The organism is Bacillus sp. FAU18 (assembly GCF_056033885.1).
In genome coordinates this window covers 1705549-1726803 of record NZ_JBVYHZ010000003.1, presented here as the reverse complement: position 1 = coordinate 1726803, position 21255 = coordinate 1705549, and the positions used below count along the sequence as shown (strand labels likewise).

Genomic DNA, 21255 nt, shown 5'->3' with positions numbered 1-21255 from the left:
AGAGGTGCTTACATGAACAAAGGCCAGAGGCATATTAAAATCAGAGAGATCATTACAAGCAATGAAATCGAAACGCAGGATGAATTGGTCGACATGCTAAAGCAGGATGGATACAAAGTAACGCAGGCCACGGTATCACGGGATATTAAAGAACTTCACCTTGTAAAAGTGCCTACAAATAATGGTTCTTATAAATACAGTCTTCCGGCGGACCAGCGTTTCAATCCGCTGTCTAAGCTAAAGCGGGCATTGATGGACGCATTTGTGAAAATAGACTCAGCAAGCCATATGATCGTGCTGAAAACGATGCCGGGCAATGCTCAGGCAATCGGGGCGCTGATGGACAATTTGGACTGGGATGAAATTATGGGAACCATTTGCGGAGATGACACGATTTTAATTATTTGCCGGACTCCTGGAGATACAGACGGTGTAAAAAACAGGCTCCTTGAACTGCTGTAACAGAAAATCTAACAAAGATAAGAGGTGTAATGCTGTTTGTTAGCTGAACTATCGATTAAAAACTTTGCCATTATTGAGGAACTGACGGTTTCTTTTGAACGCGGGCTTACGGTTTTAACAGGAGAAACCGGAGCCGGCAAATCCATTATCATAGATGCCATTTCTCTTTTAGTCGGAGGCCGCGGATCATCTGAATTTGTTAGATATGGGGAAGCAAAAGCCGAACTTGAAGGGCTGTTTCTGTTGGAGAGCGGCCATCCTGTTTTAGGCGTATGCGCTGAGCAGGGTATTGACGTTTCAGACGAAATGATCGTCATGAGAAGGGATATCAGCACGAGCGGGAAAAGCGTTTGCCGTGTCAATGGCAAGCTTGTCACGATTGCTTCGCTAAGAGAGATCGGCAGGCTTTTATTAGATATTCACGGGCAGCACGATAACCAGCTGTTAATGGAAGACGAAAATCATCTCCAGCTTTTGGACAAGTTTGCCGGGGCCGAAGTGGAAAGCGCGCTCAAAACGTATCAGGAAGGGTACCAGCGGTATATGAAGCTTCTCAAAAAGCTTAAGCAGCTTTCTGAAAGCGAACAGGAAATGGCCCATCGCCTTGATCTTATTCAATTTCAGCTCGAAGAAATCGAATCGGCAAAGCTTGAGCTTAACGAAGATGAACAGCTCCAAGAAGAGCGCCAGCAAATTTCAAACTTTGAGAAGATATATGAGTCGCTGCAAAATGCATATAACGCGCTTCGCAGTGAGCATGGCGGATTGGACTGGGTCGGAATGGCATCAGCGCAGCTAGAAGATATATCTGATATTAACGAACCGCTGAAAAAAATGTCTGAAAGTGTTTCGAACTCCTACTATTTGCTTGAGGATGCCACATTTCAGATGAGAAATATGCTGGATGAGCTTGAATTTGATCCGGAACGCCTGAACTATATTGAGACGCGACTTAATGAAATCAAACAGCTGAAACGAAAATATGGTGCCACTGTTGAAGACATTTTGGAATATGCTTCTAAAATTGAAGAAGAGATTGACCAAATTGAAAATAGGGACAGCCACCTTCAAAGCTTGAAAAAGGAGCTTGACTCCGTCGGCAAAGATGTCGCAGTGGAAGCGGCAAATGTGTCACAAATCCGAAAAACATGGGCGAAAAAGCTGGCTGATGAGATTCATCGGGAATTAAAAAGCCTGTACATGGAAAAATCAACTTTTGATACGGAATTTAAGGTCAGAACAGCGTCACGCAATGAAGAGGCGCCGCTTGTAAACGGCCAGCCCGTTCAGCTGACTGAACAAGGGATTGACCTGGTGAAATTTTTAATTTCAACCAATACAGGCGAGCCGCTGAAATCTCTTTCGAAAGTTGCTTCAGGTGGAGAGCTGTCACGGGTGATGCTTGCCATAAAAAGCATTTTTTCCTCACAACAGGATGTGACATCGATCATTTTTGATGAGGTTGATACCGGTGTAAGCGGGAGGGTCGCACAGGCAATCGCTGAGAAGATCCATAAGGTGTCAATAGGATCACAAGTGCTTTGTATTACACACCTCCCTCAGGTGGCTGCCATGGCCGATACGCATCTTTATATTGCGAAGGATTTAAAAGACGGCAGAACGACGACACGTGTCAAGCCGCTCTCTAAGCAGGAAAAGGTAGCGGAAATCGGGCGCATGATTGCAGGTGTCGAAGTAACCGATTTAACGAAACGCCATGCGAAAGAACTTTTAAAACAAGCGGATCAAGTCAAAACAACTGGGTAAGCTGCGTGAGAAGCGCAGCTTTTTTTTTCGTGCACATCCATTCGTTCATCAGTATATCCAATGTTTTTCTTCATATGACAGTTATAAATAAGCCGTCAGAAGGCAAAATTAAATGATGTAGCAGCAAGTCATAAAGAAGGTGTGGGATAGGAGCGAGGAGAGTGAAGTAGTGAATGCCCGATAACATCAGAAAAGCAGTAGGTTTAATTCTCCTTGTTTCGTTATTAAGTGTAGGTTTATGCAAACCGCTAAAAGAATATTTACTGATTCCAACGCAAATGAGAGTATTTGAAACCCAAACACAAGCGATTGAAACGAGTTTATCGGTAAACGCTCAGACATCAGAATCCTCAGAAGCGTTTACAGTAAAGAAAGATCCGCATGAAATCAAGGTGACGGGCAAAAAATCTGGTGAGTCAGAATTAGTATACGATCTTGCCGGATTTCCAATTAAAAAAACAAAAGTGCACGTTCTTCCTGATTTAAAAGTTATACCTGGCGGACAATCAATCGGCGTAAAACTTCATTCCGTCGGTGTTCTTGTCGTCGGATTTCATCAAATTAATACAAGTGAAGGCAAAAAATCTCCGGGAGAAACGGCCGGAATTGAAGCGGGCGACATCATTATTGAGATGAATGGACAGAAAATTGAAAAAATGAATGATGTAGCCCCATTTATTCAAAAGGCTGGGAAAACTGGTGAATCTTTAGACTTACTGATCAAACGTGATAAACAGAAAATCAAAACGAAGCTGATCCCAGAAAAGGATGAAGGAGAAGGTAAATACAGAATCGGGTTATATATCAGAGATTCTGCTGCCGGCATCGGCACTATGACCTTTTATGAACCGAAAACAAAAAAATACGGAGCACTTGGCCACGTGATTTCCGATATGGACACAAAGAAACCAATTGTTGTGGAGAATGGAGAAATCGTTAAATCCACTGTAACATCAATTGAAAAAGGGACAGGCGGTAATCCGGGAGAAAAACTGGCGCGATTTTCCTCAGAACGCAAAACGATCGGGGATATTAACAGAAACAGCCCATTTGGAATTTTCGGCACGCTGCATCAGCCGATTCAAAACAACATATCAGATCAAGCACTGCCGGTTGCGTTTTCTACCGAAGTCAAAAAAGGACCGGCTGAAATTTTAACCGTTATTGATGATGACAAAGTAGAAAAATTCGATATTGAAATCGTCAGTACAACGCCGCAAAAATTCCCTGCGACAAAAGGAATGGTGTTGAAAATTACCGATCCAAGGCTGTTGAAAGAAACAGGAGGCATCGTACAGGGGATGAGCGGAAGCCCGATCATTCAAAATGGAAAAGTGATCGGCGCTGTCACCCATGTGTTTGTAAATGACCCGACAAGCGGCTACGGTGTTCATATTGAATGGATGCTGTCAGAAGCAGGAATCGATATTTACGGAAAAGAAAAAGCAAGCTGACTGCCGGAGTTTCCGGCAGTTTTTTTATTTTGATCCCTCTTCACTTCTCAGAATACATAAGGTAAAATATACAAAAGAAGATTTTTCGACAAATTCACGTTTCCTTGTTTGTCAAATTTCATTTTTAGTCGAAAAACAGAGAAAAACATAGAATAACAAAGATATGCCACTAATATTGGTGATTATGATTTTTTTAAAGGGTATATAGCGGTTTTGTCGAATGTAAACATGTAGCAAGGGTGAATCCTGTTAACTACATTTGGGGAGGAAGAAACGTGGAGAAAATTAAAGTTTGTGTTGCTGATGATAATCGAGAGCTGGTAAGCCTGTTAAGTGAATATATAGAAGGACAGGAAGACATGGAAGTGATTGGCGTTGCTTATAACGGACAGGAATGCCTGTCGTTGTTTAAAGAAAAAGATCCCGATGTGCTCGTATTAGATATTATTATGCCGCATTTAGACGGACTTGCGGTTTTAGAGAGGCTGAGGGAATCAGATCTGAAAAAACAGCCGAATGTCATTATGCTGACAGCCTTTGGACAGGAAGATGTCACGAAAAAGGCCGTCGATTTAGGCGCGTCCTACTTTATTCTCAAACCGTTTGATATGGAAAACCTTGTCGGCCATATCCGCCAGGTCAGCGGAAATGCCAGCAGTGTGACGCATCGTGCGCCATCATCGCAAAGCAGTATTATACGCAGCAGCCAGCCTGAACCAAAGAAGAAAAATCTCGACGCGAGCATCACAAGCATTATCCATGAAATCGGCGTCCCAGCCCATATTAAAGGCTATCTCTATCTGCGCGAAGCAATCTCAATGGTATACAATGACATCGAATTGCTCGGCAGCATTACAAAAGTCCTCTATCCGGACATCGCCAAAAAATTTAACACAACCGCAAGCCGTGTAGAAAGAGCGATCCGCCATGCAATTGAAGTGGCATGGAGCAGAGGAAACATTGATTCCATTTCCTCGTTGTTCGGTTATACAGTCAGCATGACAAAAGCTAAACCTACCAACAGTGAATTCATTGCAATGGTTGCGGATAAGCTGAGATTAGAACATAAGGCTTCTTAAACATGAGCTTATTAAGTGGTCATTAAATCAAACGTCTTTTATTTATTAGTTTGCGCTGATAAATAGGAGGCGTTTTGTTTTGGGGACATTTGTTAGTATGGGAGAAGAATAGTAAGTATCCGCATATAGTAAAGGATAGGTTTGAAAAGTAAGGAAAGCTAATGGCGGTATTACCTGCACTTTTGGTTCATTCATACATCTTATAGGATCACGAAGCATGATCGACTCAGATGTGTCCGTTATAAAATGAAACCTTTCTCCTGCAAAATCGTAAGTAAGGCGTATTAATGTAAAAAGGAGACGTACGAATGAAAAAGAAAAAAGCAAGAAAGCGTGAGGGGTTTTTCCTAGATTTTCTTTTCGAAGTAGGTGGGGAGCTCTTTCTTTTGCTGTTTAGATGTGTACACAAACTATTTATATAAAGGGAAAAAAGACTGCCGAATCGGTACGGCAGTCTTTGCATATTAATCTTTATAAGGCACCCAGCCTGGCGTGTTCACAATTGCTTGCCATAGCGGTTCAGGCAAATGATATTTTTCTTTATCTGTGCCTTTGATCACTGTTTCGATTTGCTTTTCACGGCCTTCTTTTACTTTTACCGTCCAGTCAGGGTCAACTAGAATTTCGCGTCCCATAGCGACTAGCGGAATACCGTTTTCGATGACGGCAAGCGCGTCATCAGCGGAATGGATGGAACCGACGGCGATCAGCGGCACTTTGTTTCCGACACGTTCATTCAATAAGTCCATGCGTGTGCGAGTCGGATCTGCACCGCGGCGCGCTTTTGAGTTCACGTCCATCAGTGAGATATGAAGATAATCCAATTCTTTATCCCCTAAAGCATCAACAAGCGTATAAGTCTCAGTCATTGTCAATCCCGGTGTCTCAGGTTCTTCCGGAGACAGACGGTATCCGACTAGGAACGCACCCTTCGCATGTTCTGAAGCGGCTTTTTTCACTTCATCGACAATAGCGAGCGGGAAGGCTAATCGTTTTTCATCGCTTCCTCCCCAGCGATCCGTGCGCTGATTGGTTTTCGGAGAATAAAACTGCTGAATCAAGTAGCCGTTTGCCCCGTGAATTTCGACACCGTCAAAGCCGGCTTCAATGGCGCGTCTTGTCGCTTCTCCAAACGCCTTCACAATGTTTTCCACTTCTTCTTCTTTTAATGCGCGAGCAATTTGTTTGCCGTTATCAAACACGTCACTTGGCCCCACAACATCCTGTTGAGGAACGAGCTCAGACGGGCACTCAATACCGCCGTGATGAATTTGTACAACGGCTTTAGCGCCTTGTGCCTGAATGGCTTGTGCTAACTTTTTTAAACCTGGAATGTTGGAATCGTCATGGATGGCCGGCTGCCCGGGGAATGCTTTTCCGTCCGGTGTAACATTTGCGCAGGCTGTAATCACCATTCCCATCTCTTTTGAACGGGGGATGATGTAGTCGAGCTCCGCTTCAGATATTGTACCGTCTTCATTAGAAGCGTAATGAGTCATCGGTGCTACCGCGATCCGGTTGTCGATTGTAACGCCGCTTTTAAACGTAAATGGTTCAAACAGTGGCTTATACTTAGGATTCATTTGATCATCTTCTTTCGTTTGGATTCGCACATATTCTAGCCTATATGTAAAAATTAATGCAATTGATCTGCTTTACCGACTGAATATCTTGAATGCAGAGTGATGTTTTCGCCGCTCTTTTTCGGGACCTTTGTAGCCGCCGCTGATTTGGTGGCCGATGGAGCATGTGATGACAGCTGCCGCCAGCAGCAGAACGAATTTTTTCATGGCTTTAACTTCTTTCAATAAAGTAAATATCCTTTAAAAGGTTACGCTTGGCTGACCCACCCGTCAAACGATTTGCTCACCCTATTCTCAAATTTTTTAAAATGAATAAAAAGTTGCTTCTTTCCGCTAATTTTTTCTAATTGGCGCCTCAATTAGAGCCATCCTCATAGACAAATCTGCTCGTTATCTTTCTAACAACAGGAAATGATCGGGTCGTATAGCCCTTTTGAAAATCATGGAACTTGCTCGCCTGCATTCGCGTTGTCTTTACAAATTCGCCATTCTGGTCAAAGATAAAAGCCAAACATCAGGAAGAGGTGGTCATGTGAAACAAACGGTTCTTTTGCTGTTTACTGCGCTCTTTCTTTCGGGGTGCAGTGTTGCAAGTGCGGATGACTCAGTGCCAAGGTTTACCGAAGAGGGAAAATACATTGGCTCGGCTGATCCTCATACGATTGCGGTTTCTCTTAATGGAGAAGAAACCATGATACAAGTTCCGAAGGATAAACGTGATGAATGTGAATCACTGCCAGATCAGACACATGTCCTGGTGAAATATACAAAGAAGGATAATGGAACTTTACAGCTGGAAGATATTCAGCTGCGAAAGAACTCGTCATAAAAAGACCGGAGGGAGTAAGTTGAGAATGTTATGGAGGAGCTTGGCGCTGTGCGGATTGGCTTTGACGCTCGCGCCTTGTGCACAGGCAGCAGAGCCGATAGAAGGGAAAACGGTGTATATTGATGCCGGACACGGCAGTGAAGATAGTGGAGCGGTCGGAAACGGGCTCTTTGAAAAGGATATTAATTTGGCTGTCTCAGAGCATGTGACAGACAAACTAAAAGAGGAGGGAGCCAATCCTGTTGCATCCCGGTCTGACGATCATTTTCTGACCTTGGAGGAAAGAGTGGCTAAGGCAAGTGCCAATCAGGCTGACCTTTTTGTCAGCATTCATGTGAATTCTGGGGTTGCTTCAGCTTCAGGAACAGAAACGTATTTTCAATCTGATTATGAAGGGGAGAACAGCCGGCGTCTGGCATCCGATATTCAGTCAGAGCTCGTTTCTTCCTTACAAACGAGAGACAGGGGCGTGAAAGAATCAGACTTTTACGTCATTACATATTCACAAATGCCAAGCGTGTTGGCGGAGCTTGGGTTTATCACTAACAGCTCTGATGCGGACAAGCTGGGAAGTGAAGAATACCAGCAAAAGGCCGCCGATGCGATTGTCAACGGCATTGATTCTTATTATGATCAGTAGATTGCCTTAATCCTAGAGTGGAGCCGACAAAATAAGTATAATGGAGAAAACTTTAGGGTTTGAGGTGAAACGATGACAAAGATTTTTGCCCACCGGGGGGCATCAGGTCAATTTCCCGAAAATACAATGCTTGCATTTGAAAAAGGAATTGAAGCCGGAGCAGATGGGATAGAGCTTGATGTACAGCTGACGAAAGACGGACGCATTGTTGTGATTCATGATGAAAGACTTAACCGCACGACATCACTTAAAGGATTCGTGAAGGATACAACCTATGATGAGGTAAAGACTGCGAATGCGGCCGCTGGTCACGATCAAGCGTACAGCGATATAAAAGTGCCGCTGCTAGAAGATGTGCTCTCGTGGGCGGTAAAAAAGGATTTTCTCATCAACATTGAATTAAAAAACAGCGTGATCCGCTATGAGGGAATGGAAGAAAAAGTGCTGGAGGCAGTGAAGCGATTCAATGTAGAGGAGAGAGTCATCCTATCCACCTTTAATCATGACAGCTTGGCGCTATGCGCCCGGCTTGCACCGCATATCGAACGGGCAGTATTAACTTCAGATGTGCTTTATCAGGCAGATCAATATATCATATCTATTCCGGCTTCCGGCTATCACCCGAAGCTAAACAGCCCAGGGGCCACAGATGAAGTGCTGAAGAAAATGAGGAACAGTTCGATTAAGGTAAGGCCGTATACAGTCAATCGTCCGGAAGATATGAAGCGTCTCATTGAAGCGGGAGCAGACGGCATGTTTACCGACTTTCCAGAAAAGGCTGCGGCATTGCTGAAAAATGAATAGTTGTTTAGAAGGAGGCTGTTTGACGCAGCCTTCTTTTTTCATTCATTCATGCCCGTTTCAAAGCATACATTCATAGAAGACAACTAGAAATTGTAAGCGCTGTCTATCTTCTGAATGAGGTGAAACCATGAGGAAAACAGTCATTGTAAGTGCTGCAAGAACGCCATTTGGCAAATTCGGCGGAGTATTGAAAGAGGTGAAAGCTGCTGAGCTTGGGGGCATTGTGATGAAGGAGGCGCTGCAACGGGCTGGAGTCTCTGGAGATGATGTAGAAGGAAACGTCATGGGCATGGTTGTCCAGGCCGGCTCAGGGCAGATACCTTCCCGTCAAGCTGCCCGTCTGGCGGGAATGCCTTGGAGTGTGCCGTCAGAAACACTGAATAAAGTCTGTGCTTCCGGCCTTCGCGCTGTCACTTTATGTGATCAAATGATTCGGGCGCAGGATGCGGACATACTTGTTGCCGGGGGAATGGAAAGCATGAGCAATATCCCGTATGCCGTTCCCGCCGGGCGCTGGGGAGCACGGATGGGGGACGGCGAGCTTAGGGACTTAATGGTGTATGACGGATTAACGTGCGCGTTTGACGAGGTGCACATGGCTATTCACGGAAATACAGCTGCCAAGGAATATGCAATCTCACGAAGAGAGCAGGACGAATGGGCGTTGAGAAGTCATGCAAGGGCAGCTAAGGCAGCCGATGAAGGGAAGTTTCAGGATGAAATTGTTCCCGTCAACTGGATCGGTCGAAAAGGAAAACCAAACGTTGTTCATAAAGATGAAGCGATTCGCCGTGACACAAGTCTGGATCAGCTCGCGAAACTTGCTCCGATTTATGCAAGTGACGGTTCTATCACAGCCGGCAATGCTCCTGGGGTCAATGACGGAGCCGGCGCGTTCGTGCTGATGTCTGAGGAAAAAGCTGCTGAGCTTGGCAAACGGCCTCTGGCTACAATTCTTGGTTTTTCAACTGTGGGAATGCCAGCGCACGAGCTGGCGGCAGCGCCGGGATTTGCAATTAACAAGCTCCTGAAAAAGAACGGTTTAACTGTCCAAGATATTGACTTGTTTGAAGTAAATGAAGCTTTTGCTTCAGTTGTTTTGACATGTGAAAAAATCGTAGGTTTCGATCTTGAAAAAGTAAATGTAAATGGCGGTGCCATCGCGCTCGGCCACCCGATCGGCGCGAGCGGGGCAAGAATTCTCATGACGCTTGTTTATGAATTAAAGCACCGGGGAGGGGGGCTGGGCGTTGCCGCTATTTGCAGCGGGGCAGCACAGGGAGACGCCGTCTTAGTGCAGGTTCATTAAAACATGATGAAAAAGGGGATTTGAATGGAAATCAAACAAATCATGGTAGCTGGCGCAGGTCAGATGGGAAGCGGAATTGCTCAAACAGCCGCCGACGCGGGCTTTTATGTGCGGATGTATGATGTGAATAAAGAGGCTGCGGAGGCAGGATTGAAACGGCTGAAGAAACAGCTGGCCCGTGATGCTGAGAAAGGAAAAAGGACCGAGACGGAAGTGAAGAGCGTAATCAGCCGCATTTCGATTTCTCAAACGCTTGAGGAGGCAGAGCATGCGGACATTGTGATTGAGGCTATCGCAGAAAACATGGCGGCAAAAACTGAGATGTTTAAAACACTTGATCGCATGTGCCCGCCTCATACGATTTTGGCCAGCAATACATCTTCCTTGCCTATTACAGAAATCGCTGCTGTAACAAACCGTCCTCAACGGGTTATTGGCATGCATTTTATGAATCCTGTCCCTGTAATGAAGCTGGTTGAAGTGATTCGCGGCTTGGCTACATCAGAAGAAACGGCCTTAGATGTTATGGCATTAGCGGAGAAGATGGGGAAAACAGCGGTAGAAGTCAATGATTTTCCTGGGTTTGTTTCCAACCGTGTGCTTCTTCCAATGATTAATGAAGCCATCTATTGCGTGTATGAGGGAGTGGCTAAGCCGGAGGCAATAGACGAAGTGATGAAGCTGGGCATGAATCATCCGATGGGGCCGCTTGCATTAGCGGATTTTATCGGACTGGATACGTGTTTATCAATTATGGAAGTCCTTCAATCAGGCCTTGGCGATTCCAAATACCGTCCTTGCCCGCTGCTCCGCAAGTATGTCAAAGCAGGCTGGCTTGGCAAAAAGAGCGGACGCGGTTTTTATGACTATGAGGAGAGGACTTCCTGAAGTCTATTCCATCCGGGGGTGGCCGAGTTGCATGTAACCCAAGAGCAAGTCATGATGCGAAAAATGGTGCGTGATTTTGCACGAAAAGAAATTGCTCCCGCTGCGGAAATCATGGAGAAAACGGACGAATTTCCCTTTCAGCTGATCAAAAAAATGGGCGAATACGGCCTGATGGGAATACCGGTGCCGGAACAATACGGCGGTGCCGGGGCGGACGTTGTTTCTTATATTTTGGCGATTCATGAGATTTCTAGAATCAGCGCGGCTGTCGGTGTGATTCTCTCCGTTCATACCTCAGTCGGCACAAATCCGATTCTGTATTTCGGAAACGAAGAACAGAAGATGAAATATATACCAAAGCTCGCGTCAGGAGACCATTTGGGCGCATTTGCACTAACGGAGCCTCACTCGGGGTCGGATGCCGGGAGCCTTCGCACAACAGCAATCAAAAAGAACGGCAAATATCTATTAAACGGATCGAAAATATTCATAACGAATGGCGGAGCAGCTGATATCTATATCACATTTGCTTTAACAGCTCCAGATCAAGGCAGGCACGGGATTTCGGCTTTTATTGTTGAAAAAAACACACCCGGTTTTACCGTTGGAAAAAAAGAAAGAAAGCTGGGGCTTTATGGCTCCAATACTACGGAACTGATTTTTGATAATGCAGAAGTGCCTGAAGCCAATTTGCTTGGCAAAGAGGGGGATGGCTTTCACATTGCTATGGCGAATTTAAATGTCGGCCGGATCGGCATTGCGGCACAGGCGCTCGGAATTGCAGAGGCGGCTCTTGAGCATGCCGTTAATTATGCGAAGCAGCGAGTGCAATTTGGAAGACCGATCGCAGCCAATCAAGCCATTTCATTTAAGCTGGCTGATATGGCGACTAGGGCTGAGGCGGCAAGACATCTTGTCTACCACGCTGCAGACCTCCATAACCGTGGCCTAAATTGTGGAAAAGAAGCGTCTATGGCTAAACAATTTGCTTCCGATGCAGCCGTGAAGGCGGCGTTAGACGCCGTTCAAATTTATGGGGGATATGGCTATATGAAGGATTATCCGGTTGAGCGCTTGCTTCGCGATGCAAAGGTGACGCAAATCTATGAAGGGACGAATGAGATTCAAAGACTGATTATTTCCAAGTATTTGCTTGGCGGAACCTGATAGACAAAAAACGCAAAAACGGAGGTTGAGGATATGGAGAAGAAACAGCAATATTCTCCAGGGTTGGACGGTGTGATTGCGGCAGAAACTCATATTTCTTATCTTGACACCCAGTCCAGCCAGATTTTGATACGAGGCTATGATTTAATAGAACTTTCTGAAACAAAAAGCTACCTGGAGCTTGTCCATTTATTGCTGGAGGGCAGGCTGCCAGAAGAAAGTGAAATGGAGACGCTGGAACATAAAATAAACAGTGCCTCAAGCCTGCCTGCTGATCATCTCCGTCTGCTTGAGCTGCTCCCTGAGGACACTCATCCAATGGATAGTCTGCGTACCGGCCTGTCGGCACTTGCTGGCTATGATCGGCAAATTGATGATCGGTCTCCTTCCGCAAACAAAGAACGCGCCTATCAGCTTCTTGGGAAAATGCCTGCCCTCACTGCTGCCAGCTACAGGATCATTAATAAGAAAGAGCCGATTCTTCCGCTTCAAACCCTATCCTACAGTGCGAATTTTCTATACATGATGACAGGGAAACTGCCGTCTTCATTGGAAGAACAGATTTTTGACCGGTCGCTCGTCCTGTACAGTGAGCATGAGATGCCGAATTCAACCTTTGCGGCCAGGGTCATTGCATCTACACATTCAGATCTTTATGGGGCTTTGACTGGGGCTGTCGCTTCCCTGAAAGGGAATCTTCACGGAGGAGCAAACGAAGCTGTAATGTATTTGCTTTTGGAGGCAAAAACGACATCTGATTTTGAGCAGCTTCTGCAAACAAAACTGAAAAGAAAAGAAAAAATCATGGGCTTCGGCCACCGGGTGTATATGAAAAAAATGGACCCGAGAGCACTCATGATGAAAGAGGCGCTGCAGCAATTATGCGATAAAGCCGGTGACTATCGTTTATATGAGATGTGCGAAGCGGGTGAGCGGCTGATGGAGAAGGAAAAAGGGCTTTACCCGAATTTGGATTACTATGCTGCCCCGGTGTATTGGATGCTCGGCATACCGATTCCTTTATATACGCCGGTCTTTTTCAGCGCGAGAACGTCCGGTTTATGCGCTCATGTGATCGAACAGCATGCCAATAATCGGCTCTTCCGTCCCCGTGTCAGTTACATGGGCCCGCGATATCAAACAAAGTCATGAAAGGAGTTGGTAGAATGCCGAAAACGGATCGTGTTATCGAAGAAATCACAGACTATGTGCTTGAAAAAGAGATTACAAGTGCCGAAGCGTATACAACAGCGGGGCATGTATTACTGGATACCCTGGGCTGCGGGATCTTGGCGCTACGGTATCCGGAATGCACAAAGCTGCTTGGCCCGATTGTTCCAGGAACGACTGTGCCGAATGGAAGCAAAGTGCCGGGAACGTCATATGTTCTCGATCCTGTGAGGGCAGCGTTTAATATCGGCTGCATGATTCGCTGGCTCGATTACAATGATACGTGGCTGGCGGCGGAGTGGGGGCATCCATCCGATAACTTGGGAGGGATCCTTGCCGCTGCTGACTATGTATCAAGAGTGAGGCTGTCTGAAGGAAAAGAGCCGTTAACGGTACGCGACGTACTTGAGATGATGATCAAAGCGCACGAGATTCAAGGTGTGCTGGCGTTAGAAAACAGCTTAAATCGAGTTGGCCTTGACCATGTGCTGTTTGTCAAAGTTGCGACAACCGCTGTTGCGGCAAAGCTTTTGGGCGGCGGAAGAGAAGAAATCAAAAATGCCCTTTCGAATGCATGGATTGACAATGCAGCATTGAGGACATACCGCCATTCACCGAATACAGGCTCGCGTAAATCATGGGCGGCAGGAGATGCAACGAGCAGAGGTGTTCATTTGGCGCTGATGTCGTTAAAAGGGGAAATGGGTTATCCGACAGCCCTGAGTGCACCGGGTTGGGGGTTCCAAGACGTTTTATTCAATAAGAAAGAGATCAAGCTTGCCCGACCGCTCGACGCTTATGTCATGGAAAATGTGTTATTTAAAGTGTCTTATCCTGCGGAATTTCACGCCCAGACAGCGGCGGAGTGCGCCGTCATTCTTCACCCGCAGGTAAAGAACCGGATTGACGAGATTGACCGAGTTGTCATCAGAACGCATGAATCCGCTATCCGAATCATTGATAAAAAAGGCCCGCTCCACAATCCGGCAGACCGTGATCACTGCCTCCAATACATTACAGCAATCGGTTTGCTTTTTGGTGATATCACGGCACAGCATTATGAAGCTGAAACAGCGAGTGATCCGAGAATAGATAAACTTCGTGATAAAATGGAAGTGACTGAAAATAAAACATATACCGAGGATTATTTGAAGCCTGATAAACGTTCCATCTCAAATGCCGTTCAGGTTCATTTTAAAGACGGAACGAGCACGGAAATGGTGGAATGTGAGTTTCCCCTCGGCCATCGTTTTCGAAGAGAGGAAGCAGTGCCGAAACTGCTGGAAAAGTTTTCTGGCAATCTCAAAACCCATTTTCCTGATAAACAGCACAAACACATTTATGAGCGCTGTACCAGCTATGAGACATTACAAACGATGCGCGTAAATGAATTCGTAGACATGTTCTGCATGTAAAAGGGGGATTTGTTTCATGTCGTGGATCGTCAATAAGCAATCGTCACAAGAGGAGCTTGCCGGGCGTTTCCGCAAGCTGATGTCAGCACCGGACATTCTTCAAATTCCCGGCGCCCATGACGGGATGGCCGCTTTGCTTGCGAAAGAAGCCGGTTTTTCTGCTATTTATTTGTCCGGTGCTGCCTATACAGCCAGCAGGGGGCTGCCTGATTTAGGGATCATCACATCGGCAGAGATAGCTGAACGGGCCAAAGATCTTGTGCGTGCAGCTGATCTGCCTCTGCTTGTGGATATCGATACGGGATTTGGCGGTGTCTTAAATGCCGCCCGAACCGCCCGGGAGATGCTTGAAGCCAGGGTAGCAGCCGTTCAAATAGAAGACCAGCAGCTCCCAAAAAAATGCGGACATTTAAATGGCAAACAGCTAGTTCCGATAAAGGAAATGGCGCAAAAAATAAAAGCCATTAAACAAACGGCACCCTCCCTTATTGTTGTTGCCCGTACTGATGCCAGGGCGCAGGAAGGGCTTGATGCCGCAATAAAACGTTCAGAGGCTTACATTGAGGCGGGAGCGGACGCAATTTTCCCGGAAGCGCTACAGGCGGAGAATGAATTCCGCCAGTTTGCTGAGCGTATCCCCGTTCCGCTCCTTGCGAATATGACTGAATTTGGGAAAACGCCGTATTATCGTGCCGATGAATTCGAAGATATGGGGTTTCACATGGTGATATATCCTGTCACCTCGCTTCGGGCGGCGGCAAAAGCTTGTGAGCGGATGTTTGGTTTGATGAAGGAGCACGGGTCACAAAAAGAAGGACTTCAAGATATGCAGACACGAAAAGAACTGTACGATACGATTTCTTATTATGATTATGAAGCGTTAGACAAAACGATTGCCAAGACCGTTTTGCCTGACGAATAGTGTAACAAAAAAGCCGGAGCATTCTCCGGCTTTTTTTTCAGCTATCGTTTTCTGAATCGCGGGCTGACTTGATTGCGTTTTCTGTCTCTGTATAAAATGAACCCGGCCAGCACATAGAGGCCGATCGCAAAAAAGATGAATCCTGACAACCCTTGGAGCCAAAGAGCTGAAAATGGCTTGATTGTATGGCCGAAAAGTGTATCTCTCATCAGTTTAATGCCTAAAGCAGAAATAGCCCCGGGGATGACTAATATTAAAAGCGCAAGAAGTCGGCTCATCTTCAGAAAACCCCTTTATCTTTTCATTTCCTTTATTGTCCAGCGGAAAAAATATTTTGTCAAGAGAAGAAAACGTGGTAACATAGGGTTGTGCAAATTATTGCAACGGAATAAATAGGTGTGCAAATTTTTTCATGCAAAGGGGTATCGGGATGCAAAAGGTACTGATAGTAGGTGCCGGCAAAAGGGGAACGGCGTTATTACATATTCTGATTAAAACAGCCATCATAGATATCATTGCCGTAGTTGACAAAGACCCCGAGGCGCCGGGATTGAAAGAAGCAGAACAGTATGGGATTGCCGTTTCATCTGATTGGAAACCTTACATACAACAAAAACCGGATATCGTCATTCATACCACCGGCGATCAAGCCGTGTTTGACGAGCTCCTTCAAAAAAAGCATAAAGATACCATTGTCATGCCGGGAAAAATGGCATACATCGTTTTTCAGCTGATGGAAGAAAAGCAGCACCTGATTCAAATGCTAAAAGAGCAAACCTATAAATATGACAGAATTTTTAATTCCACCCATGATGGAATGATTTTTATTGATATCAATGAAGAAATCATTCTCTTTAACCATATGGCCGAAAAAATGGTCGGGAAAAAACGTGAGGAAGTCATTGGGCGCCCAATAAAAGAAGTGATTCCGAGCACTAAGATGCCGCGGATTTTAAAAACAAGAGTGCCTGAATACAACCAGAAGCAGCTGTTAGGCGATCATTTGCAAATTGTGACCACAAGGCTGCCGATTATTGATGAAGGCGGACGTCTGCTCGGGGCTCTTTGTGTGTTTAAAGATATCACTGATGCGGTCGAGCTGGCAGAGGAAGTGACCAACTTAAAGCAGGTCCGTACGATGCTGGAGGCAATTATTCAATCCTCCGATGAGGCGATTTCTGTCGTTGATGAAAACGGCATTGGCCTGCTAATCAATAAAGCGTATACGAAAATGACGGGGCTTTCTGAAAAAGAAGTCATCGGCAAGCCTGCAAACACTGATATTTCCGAAGGCGAAAGCATGCATTTAAAGGTGCTTGAAACAAGACGTCCTGTCCGCGGTGTCAGAATGAAGGTCGGCCCGAATGAAAAAGAGGTCATCGTTAATGTAGCACCAGTGATTGTGGACGGGATTTTGAAAGGCAGCGTCGGCGTGATTCACGATGTTTCCGAAATTAAAATGCTGACAGCGGAGCTTAATCGCGCCAGACAAATTATTCGCACGCTTGAAGCGAAATACACGTTTGACGACATTATCGGCAAAAGCGAGCAAATGCTGGTTGCGCTTGAGCAGGCGAAGCTCGGTGCGAAAACACCGGCAACCATCTTGCTGCGCGGGGAATCAGGAACAGGAAAAGAACTGTTCGCCCATGCCATCCATAACGAAAGCGACCGGAAATACAATAAATTTATTCGCGTGAATTGTGCAGCCCTTTCTGAAAACCTGCTCGAATCAGAATTGTTCGGCTATGAGGATGGTGCGTTTTCAGGAGCGAAGCGCGGCGGTAAAAAGGGTTTATTTGAGGAAGCAAATAACGGCAGTATTTTCTTAGATGAAATTGGTGAACTGACACAAAATATGCAGGCCAAATTGCTACGCGTCCTTCAAGAAAAGGAAATCGTCAGAGTGGGCGGCACGAAAGCGATCCCTGTCAACGTCAGAGTGATCGCGGCAACAAATGTAAATATTGAAAAGGCGATGGCGGATGGAAAGTTTCGCGAAGACCTGTATTACCGGATCAACCGCTATCCCATCTCCATTCCGCCTTTGCGTCAGCGGTTGGAGGACATTGAAGCACTAAGCGTCAGACTTATCCAAAAGATCAACCGGGATTACGGCAGGAATGTAAAAGGGCTCTCGCAGCAAGCCTTGCGCGCCTTATCTGCTTACCATTGGCCTGGGAATGTCCGCGAGCTTGAAAATGTCCTTGGACGAGCCATGATTTTTCTCAATCCGCATATGGAATGGATTGAAAAAGATCATTTGCCTATATTTGAACTTGAGCAAAAAGAAAATGACACAGATCAGGGGACAGGTTTTGATTTTCCGGATATTGAAGGGGAAAAGCTGTCTGTCGCAGTAGAAAAATTTGAAGCGCATTTGATCCAGCAAACGCTCGAAAAGCATCATTTTAACCGGACAAAAACAGCGAAAGCCCTCGGTGTCAGCATTCGGAATTTATATTACAAAATGGATAAATATGGCCTTGCAAATGAAGGCATGCAATAATTTGCAGAATAAACGCAAACATCTGCACGAATGTTTCAATATATCTGGTATGACAGCACCCTTAAGAGCTGGCACGGAACTTGCATAATAAAAGGCGGAGTCGAAACAAGAAAGGTGGTAGCAGATGAAGCTGAAAGATTTAATCGGCAAAGCGTCGATGCACAAAAACAAGACTATTGCGGTTGCTCATGCTGAGGATGAGGAAGTGATCCGGGCTGTAAAGCTGGCTGCCGAGCACCTATCCGCCCGTTTCTTGTTAACGGGCGACAGCAAAAAACTGAACGAGCTGACATCATCCATGCAAGGGCATCAAGTGGAAATCGTCCATGCCGATACACCTGAGGAGTCGGCGAAATTAGCGGTTCGTGCTGTACATCATAAAACAGCGGACGTTTTAATGAAAGGGAATGTGCCGACTTCTGTTTTGCTTAAAGCGGTATTGAACAGACAGGAGGGGCTTCGGTCATCAAGTGTCCTTTCCCACGTGGCTGTGTTTGATATACCGGATTTTGACAGAATGATGTTTGTAACAGATTCGGCAATGAATATTGCCCCTTCGCTGGAAGAGCTTCGGCAGATTTTGCAAAATGCAGTTCATGTGGCCCATGCAGTAGGGAACAATATGCCAAAAGCAGCTGCTCTGGCAGCGGTTGAAACGGTGAACCCAAAAATGGAAGCGACCGTGAATGCAGCTGCTCTAGCTCAAATGTACAAAAGGGGCCAGATCAAAGGCTGCATTGTTGATGGACCGCTTGCTTTGGATAACGCAGTTTCACAAATTGCCGCGGCCCAGAAAAAAATTTCGGGAGACGTAGCGGGCAACGCAGATATCCTTCTCGTCCCAACAATTGAGGCCGGCAATATTTTATATAAATCACTGATTTATTTTGCCAAGGCCAGCGTGGCGGCTGTCATTACAGGAGCAAAAGCACCGATTGCTTTAACAAGCAGAGCGGACTCTGCTGAAAATAAACTGTATTCCATTGCGCTGGCAATATGCGCATCTGAAGAATACACACATTAGGAGGAACGAACATGGAACTTTTTAAATATATGGAGAAATACGATTACGAACAATTGGTATTCTGCCATGATGAACAATCTGGATTAAAAGCGATTATCGCGATTCATGATACAACGCTTGGTCCGGCGCTTGGCGGAACGAGAATGTGGACATATGAAAATGAAGAAGCGGCAATTGAAGATGCGCTCAGATTGGCTAGAGGCATGACCTATAAGAACGCGGCGGCAGGCTTAAACCTTGGCGGCGGAAAAACAGTCATTATCGGCGATCCGCGCAAAGACAAAAATGAAGAAATGTTCCGCGCGTTTGGCCGCTATATTCAAGGGCTGAACGGCAGATACATCACGGCTGAAGATGTGGGTACAACGGTCGAGGATATGGATATCATTCATGATGAGACAGACTACGTTACAGGGATTTCTCCTGCTTTCGGCTCTTCTGGAAATCCTTCTCCAGTCACAGCGTACGGGGTGTATAGAGGAATGAAGGCAGCAGCTAAAGCTGCTTTCGGAACCGACTCTCTTGAAGGAAAAACCATTGCTGTACAGGGTGTTGGGAACGTAGCCTATAACCTTTGCCGCCACCTGCATGAAGAAGGAGCAAACTTAATCGTTACGGATATCAACAAACAATCTGTACAGCGTGCAGTTGAAGATTTTGGCGCCCGTGCTGTAGATCCTGATGACATTTATTCACAAGACTGCGATATTTATGCGCCGTGTGCCCTTGGTGCGACTATTAACGACGATACCATTAAACAGCTGAAGGCGAAAGTGATCGCAGGTGCGGCTAACAACCAATTAAAAGAAACCCGCCATGGTGATCAAATTCACGAAATGGGCATCGTTTATGCACCGGATTACGTGATTAACGCGGGCGGTGTTATCAACGTGGCAGATGAGCTTTACGGCTATAATGCAGAACGTGCATTGAAAAAAGTCGAAGGCATTTACGGCAATATCGAGCGTGTACTTGAGATTTCTCAGCGTGACGGCATTCCTGCATATTTAGCGGCTGACCGCTTAGCAGAGGAACGGATTGAACGCATGCGCCGCTCAAGAAGCCAGTTTTTGCAAAACGGCCACAGTGTATTAAGCAGACGTTAAGAAATTGATCTGGAGGTTATGAAAGTGCTACTTGACGAAAAACGCATTCTCACAATTAATCCAGGCTCAACTTCAACGAAAATCGGTGTTTTTCATAACGAAAGAAGCATTTTTGAAAAAACATTGAGACACAACATAGAAGAGCTGCAGCGATTTGACCGAATTATTGATCAGTATGAATTTCGTAAAAACCATATTCTCGAAACGCTTCATGAACAGGGAATCAATATCTCAAAGTTTGATGCAGTCTGCGCAAGAGGCGGCCTTCTTCGGCCAATTGAAGGCGGGACCTACGTAGTGAATGATGAAATGATTGAGGACTTGAAAAGCGGTTACGCCGGTCAGCATGCTTCTAATCTCGGCGGCATTATCGCGAGGGAAATCGCTGACGGCCTGAATATCCCTTCGTATATCGTCGACCCTGTTGTCGTAGACGAAATGTCAGTGCTTGCGAAAGTTTCAGGCATGCCTGAAATTGAACGGAAAAGCATTTTCCATGCGTTAAACCAAAAAGCTGTCGCTCGTAAAGCGGCAGCCTCCCTTGGCAAACGATATGAGAACATGAAAATGATTATTACCCATATGGGCGGAGGTATTACAATTGGCGTCCATGACCGCGGGCGAGTGGTAGATGTCAATAACGGCCTACACGGCGAGGGACCATTCAGTCCTGAACGAGCAGGAACAGTGCCTGCGGGAGATCTTGTTGATCTATGTTTTTCAGGGGAATATACAAAAGAAGAAATCATGAAAAAGCTTGTTGGCACCGGCGGACTTTTAGGCTATCTCGGTACAAATGATGCAGTAAAAGTGGAACAGATGATTCAAGGGGGCGATGAAAAAGCCCGCTTCATTTATGATGCCATGGCATATCAGGTAGCAAAGGAAATCGGGGCAGCCAGCGCGGCGTTAAAAGGCGAAGTTGAAGCGATTGTGCTGACGGGAGGCCTTGCGTACGGCAAAAGCTTTGTTTCTGCTATCAGATCATACATAGATTGGATTTCAGACGTTTTAGTCTATCCGGGTGAAAATGAACTGCAGTCTCTTGCCCAAGGGGCGCTCAGAGTATTGCAGGGCGAAGAGCAATCCAAACAATATCGTATTGAATAGACAGACAGGAGTGAGTC

General features: G+C 45.8%; 20 protein-coding genes. 17 read left to right on the top strand and 3 right to left on the bottom strand.

The window, feature by feature from the left end; translation table 11 throughout:
- Positions 1 to 12: 12 nt before the first annotated feature.
- The 4 genes from argR to spo0A all read left to right on the top strand — a co-directional run bounded on the left by argR (position 13) and on the right by spo0A (position 4762).
- Complete coding sequence (argR, locus tag AC0OMU_RS09145) at positions 13 to 462, top strand: arginine repressor ArgR (protein ID WP_015384067.1); 450 nt, start codon at positions 13 to 15, stop codon at positions 460 to 462.
- A gap of 36 nt (positions 463 to 498) precedes the next feature.
- The gene (gene recN, locus AC0OMU_RS09140; RefSeq protein ID WP_474241106.1) at positions 499 to 2229 is read left to right on the top strand and encodes a DNA repair protein RecN; all 1731 of its coding nucleotides are present in this window, start codon (positions 499 to 501) and stop codon (positions 2227 to 2229) included.
- 173 nt (positions 2230 to 2402) lie between these two features.
- Entirely contained in the window at positions 2403 to 3683 is a 1281-nt protein-coding gene (gene spoIVB, locus AC0OMU_RS09135; protein ID WP_004398697.1) for a SpoIVB peptidase, read from the top strand.
- Between the two features lie 275 nt (positions 3684 to 3958).
- Positions 3959 to 4762: a sporulation transcription factor Spo0A gene (gene spo0A, locus AC0OMU_RS09130; RefSeq protein ID WP_003226427.1), complete on the top strand. Its 804-nt coding sequence runs from the start codon at positions 3959 to 3961 to the stop codon at positions 4760 to 4762.
- A 464-nt stretch (positions 4763 to 5226) separates the two neighbouring features.
- Here spo0A and AC0OMU_RS09125 read toward each other — a convergent pair whose 3' ends face one another.
- Together AC0OMU_RS09125 and AC0OMU_RS09120 are read right to left on the bottom strand one after the other, a co-directional pair.
- On the bottom strand, positions 5227 to 6345 hold the full coding sequence (locus AC0OMU_RS09125; RefSeq protein ID WP_017696437.1) for an NADH-dependent flavin oxidoreductase: 1119 nt from the start codon (positions 6343 to 6345) through the stop codon (positions 5227 to 5229).
- Between the two features lie 72 nt (positions 6346 to 6417).
- Entirely contained in the window at positions 6418 to 6570 is a 153-nt protein-coding gene (locus AC0OMU_RS09120) for a hypothetical protein (RefSeq protein ID WP_015384065.1), read from the bottom strand.
- 307 nt (positions 6571 to 6877) lie between these two features.
- Here AC0OMU_RS09120 and AC0OMU_RS09115 point away from each other — a divergent pair, with 307 nt between their 5' ends.
- The 9 genes from AC0OMU_RS09115 to prpB all read left to right on the top strand — a co-directional run bounded on the left by AC0OMU_RS09115 (position 6878) and on the right by prpB (position 15489).
- Positions 6878 to 7174 carry a hypothetical protein gene (locus tag AC0OMU_RS09115; RefSeq protein WP_014480225.1) on the top strand — a complete coding sequence of 99 codons (297 nt, stop codon included), beginning with the start codon at positions 6878 to 6880 and terminating at the stop codon, positions 7172 to 7174.
- 19 nt (positions 7175 to 7193) lie between these two features.
- Positions 7194 to 7814 (top strand): N-acetylmuramoyl-L-alanine amidase, encoded by a 621-nt coding sequence (locus AC0OMU_RS09110; RefSeq protein ID WP_327830715.1) that lies wholly within the window; start codon positions 7194 to 7196, stop codon positions 7812 to 7814.
- Positions 7815 to 7886: 72 nt separating this feature from the next.
- Positions 7887 to 8618: a glycerophosphodiester phosphodiesterase gene (locus AC0OMU_RS09105; protein ID WP_047182859.1), complete on the top strand. Its 732-nt coding sequence runs from the start codon at positions 7887 to 7889 to the stop codon at positions 8616 to 8618.
- A gap of 127 nt (positions 8619 to 8745) precedes the next feature.
- On the top strand, positions 8746 to 9927 hold the full coding sequence (locus tag AC0OMU_RS09100; protein WP_474241105.1) for an acetyl-CoA C-acetyltransferase: 1182 nt from the start codon (positions 8746 to 8748) through the stop codon (positions 9925 to 9927).
- 24 nt (positions 9928 to 9951) lie between these two features.
- Positions 9952 to 10815 (top strand): 3-hydroxybutyryl-CoA dehydrogenase, encoded by an 864-nt coding sequence (locus AC0OMU_RS09095; protein ID WP_474241104.1) that lies wholly within the window; start codon positions 9952 to 9954, stop codon positions 10813 to 10815.
- 27 nt (positions 10816 to 10842) lie between these two features.
- Complete coding sequence (locus tag AC0OMU_RS09090; RefSeq protein WP_047182857.1) at positions 10843 to 11982, top strand: acyl-CoA dehydrogenase; 1140 nt, start codon at positions 10843 to 10845, stop codon at positions 11980 to 11982.
- A 33-nt stretch (positions 11983 to 12015) separates the two neighbouring features.
- Positions 12016 to 13134, top strand: coding sequence for a citrate synthase (gene mmgD / locus AC0OMU_RS09085; RefSeq protein ID WP_474241103.1), 1119 nt, complete (start codon positions 12016 to 12018; stop codon positions 13132 to 13134).
- Between the two features lie 14 nt (positions 13135 to 13148).
- Complete coding sequence (locus AC0OMU_RS09080; protein ID WP_474241102.1) at positions 13149 to 14567, top strand: bifunctional 2-methylcitrate dehydratase/aconitate hydratase; 1419 nt, start codon at positions 13149 to 13151, stop codon at positions 14565 to 14567.
- 16 nt (positions 14568 to 14583) lie between these two features.
- Positions 14584 to 15489, top strand: coding sequence for a methylisocitrate lyase (gene prpB / locus AC0OMU_RS09075; RefSeq protein WP_015384056.1), 906 nt, complete (start codon positions 14584 to 14586; stop codon positions 15487 to 15489).
- A gap of 41 nt (positions 15490 to 15530) precedes the next feature.
- Here the strand turns inward: prpB and AC0OMU_RS09070 are convergent, their stop codons facing one another.
- Complete coding sequence (locus tag AC0OMU_RS09070; protein ID WP_003230304.1) at positions 15531 to 15767, bottom strand: DUF2627 domain-containing protein; 237 nt, start codon at positions 15765 to 15767, stop codon at positions 15531 to 15533.
- Positions 15768 to 15919: 152 nt separating this feature from the next.
- Between AC0OMU_RS09070 and AC0OMU_RS09065 the strand changes: the two genes are divergently transcribed.
- The 4 genes from AC0OMU_RS09065 to buk all read left to right on the top strand — a co-directional run bounded on the left by AC0OMU_RS09065 (position 15920) and on the right by buk (position 21238).
- The gene (locus AC0OMU_RS09065) at positions 15920 to 17998 is read left to right on the top strand and encodes a sigma-54 interaction domain-containing protein (RefSeq protein ID WP_046340248.1); all 2079 of its coding nucleotides are present in this window, start codon (positions 15920 to 15922) and stop codon (positions 17996 to 17998) included.
- 124 nt (positions 17999 to 18122) lie between these two features.
- Positions 18123 to 19022 (top strand): phosphate butyryltransferase, encoded by a 900-nt coding sequence (gene yqiS, locus AC0OMU_RS09060; RefSeq protein ID WP_015384054.1) that lies wholly within the window; start codon positions 18123 to 18125, stop codon positions 19020 to 19022.
- 11 nt (positions 19023 to 19033) lie between these two features.
- Positions 19034 to 20128: a branched-chain amino acid dehydrogenase gene (gene bcd, locus AC0OMU_RS09055; protein WP_474241101.1), complete on the top strand. Its 1095-nt coding sequence runs from the start codon at positions 19034 to 19036 to the stop codon at positions 20126 to 20128.
- 18 nt (positions 20129 to 20146) lie between these two features.
- Positions 20147 to 21238 (top strand): butyrate kinase, encoded by a 1092-nt coding sequence (gene buk / locus AC0OMU_RS09050; RefSeq protein WP_047182852.1) that lies wholly within the window; start codon positions 20147 to 20149, stop codon positions 21236 to 21238.
- The last annotated feature ends 17 nt before the right edge of the window (positions 21239 to 21255 follow it).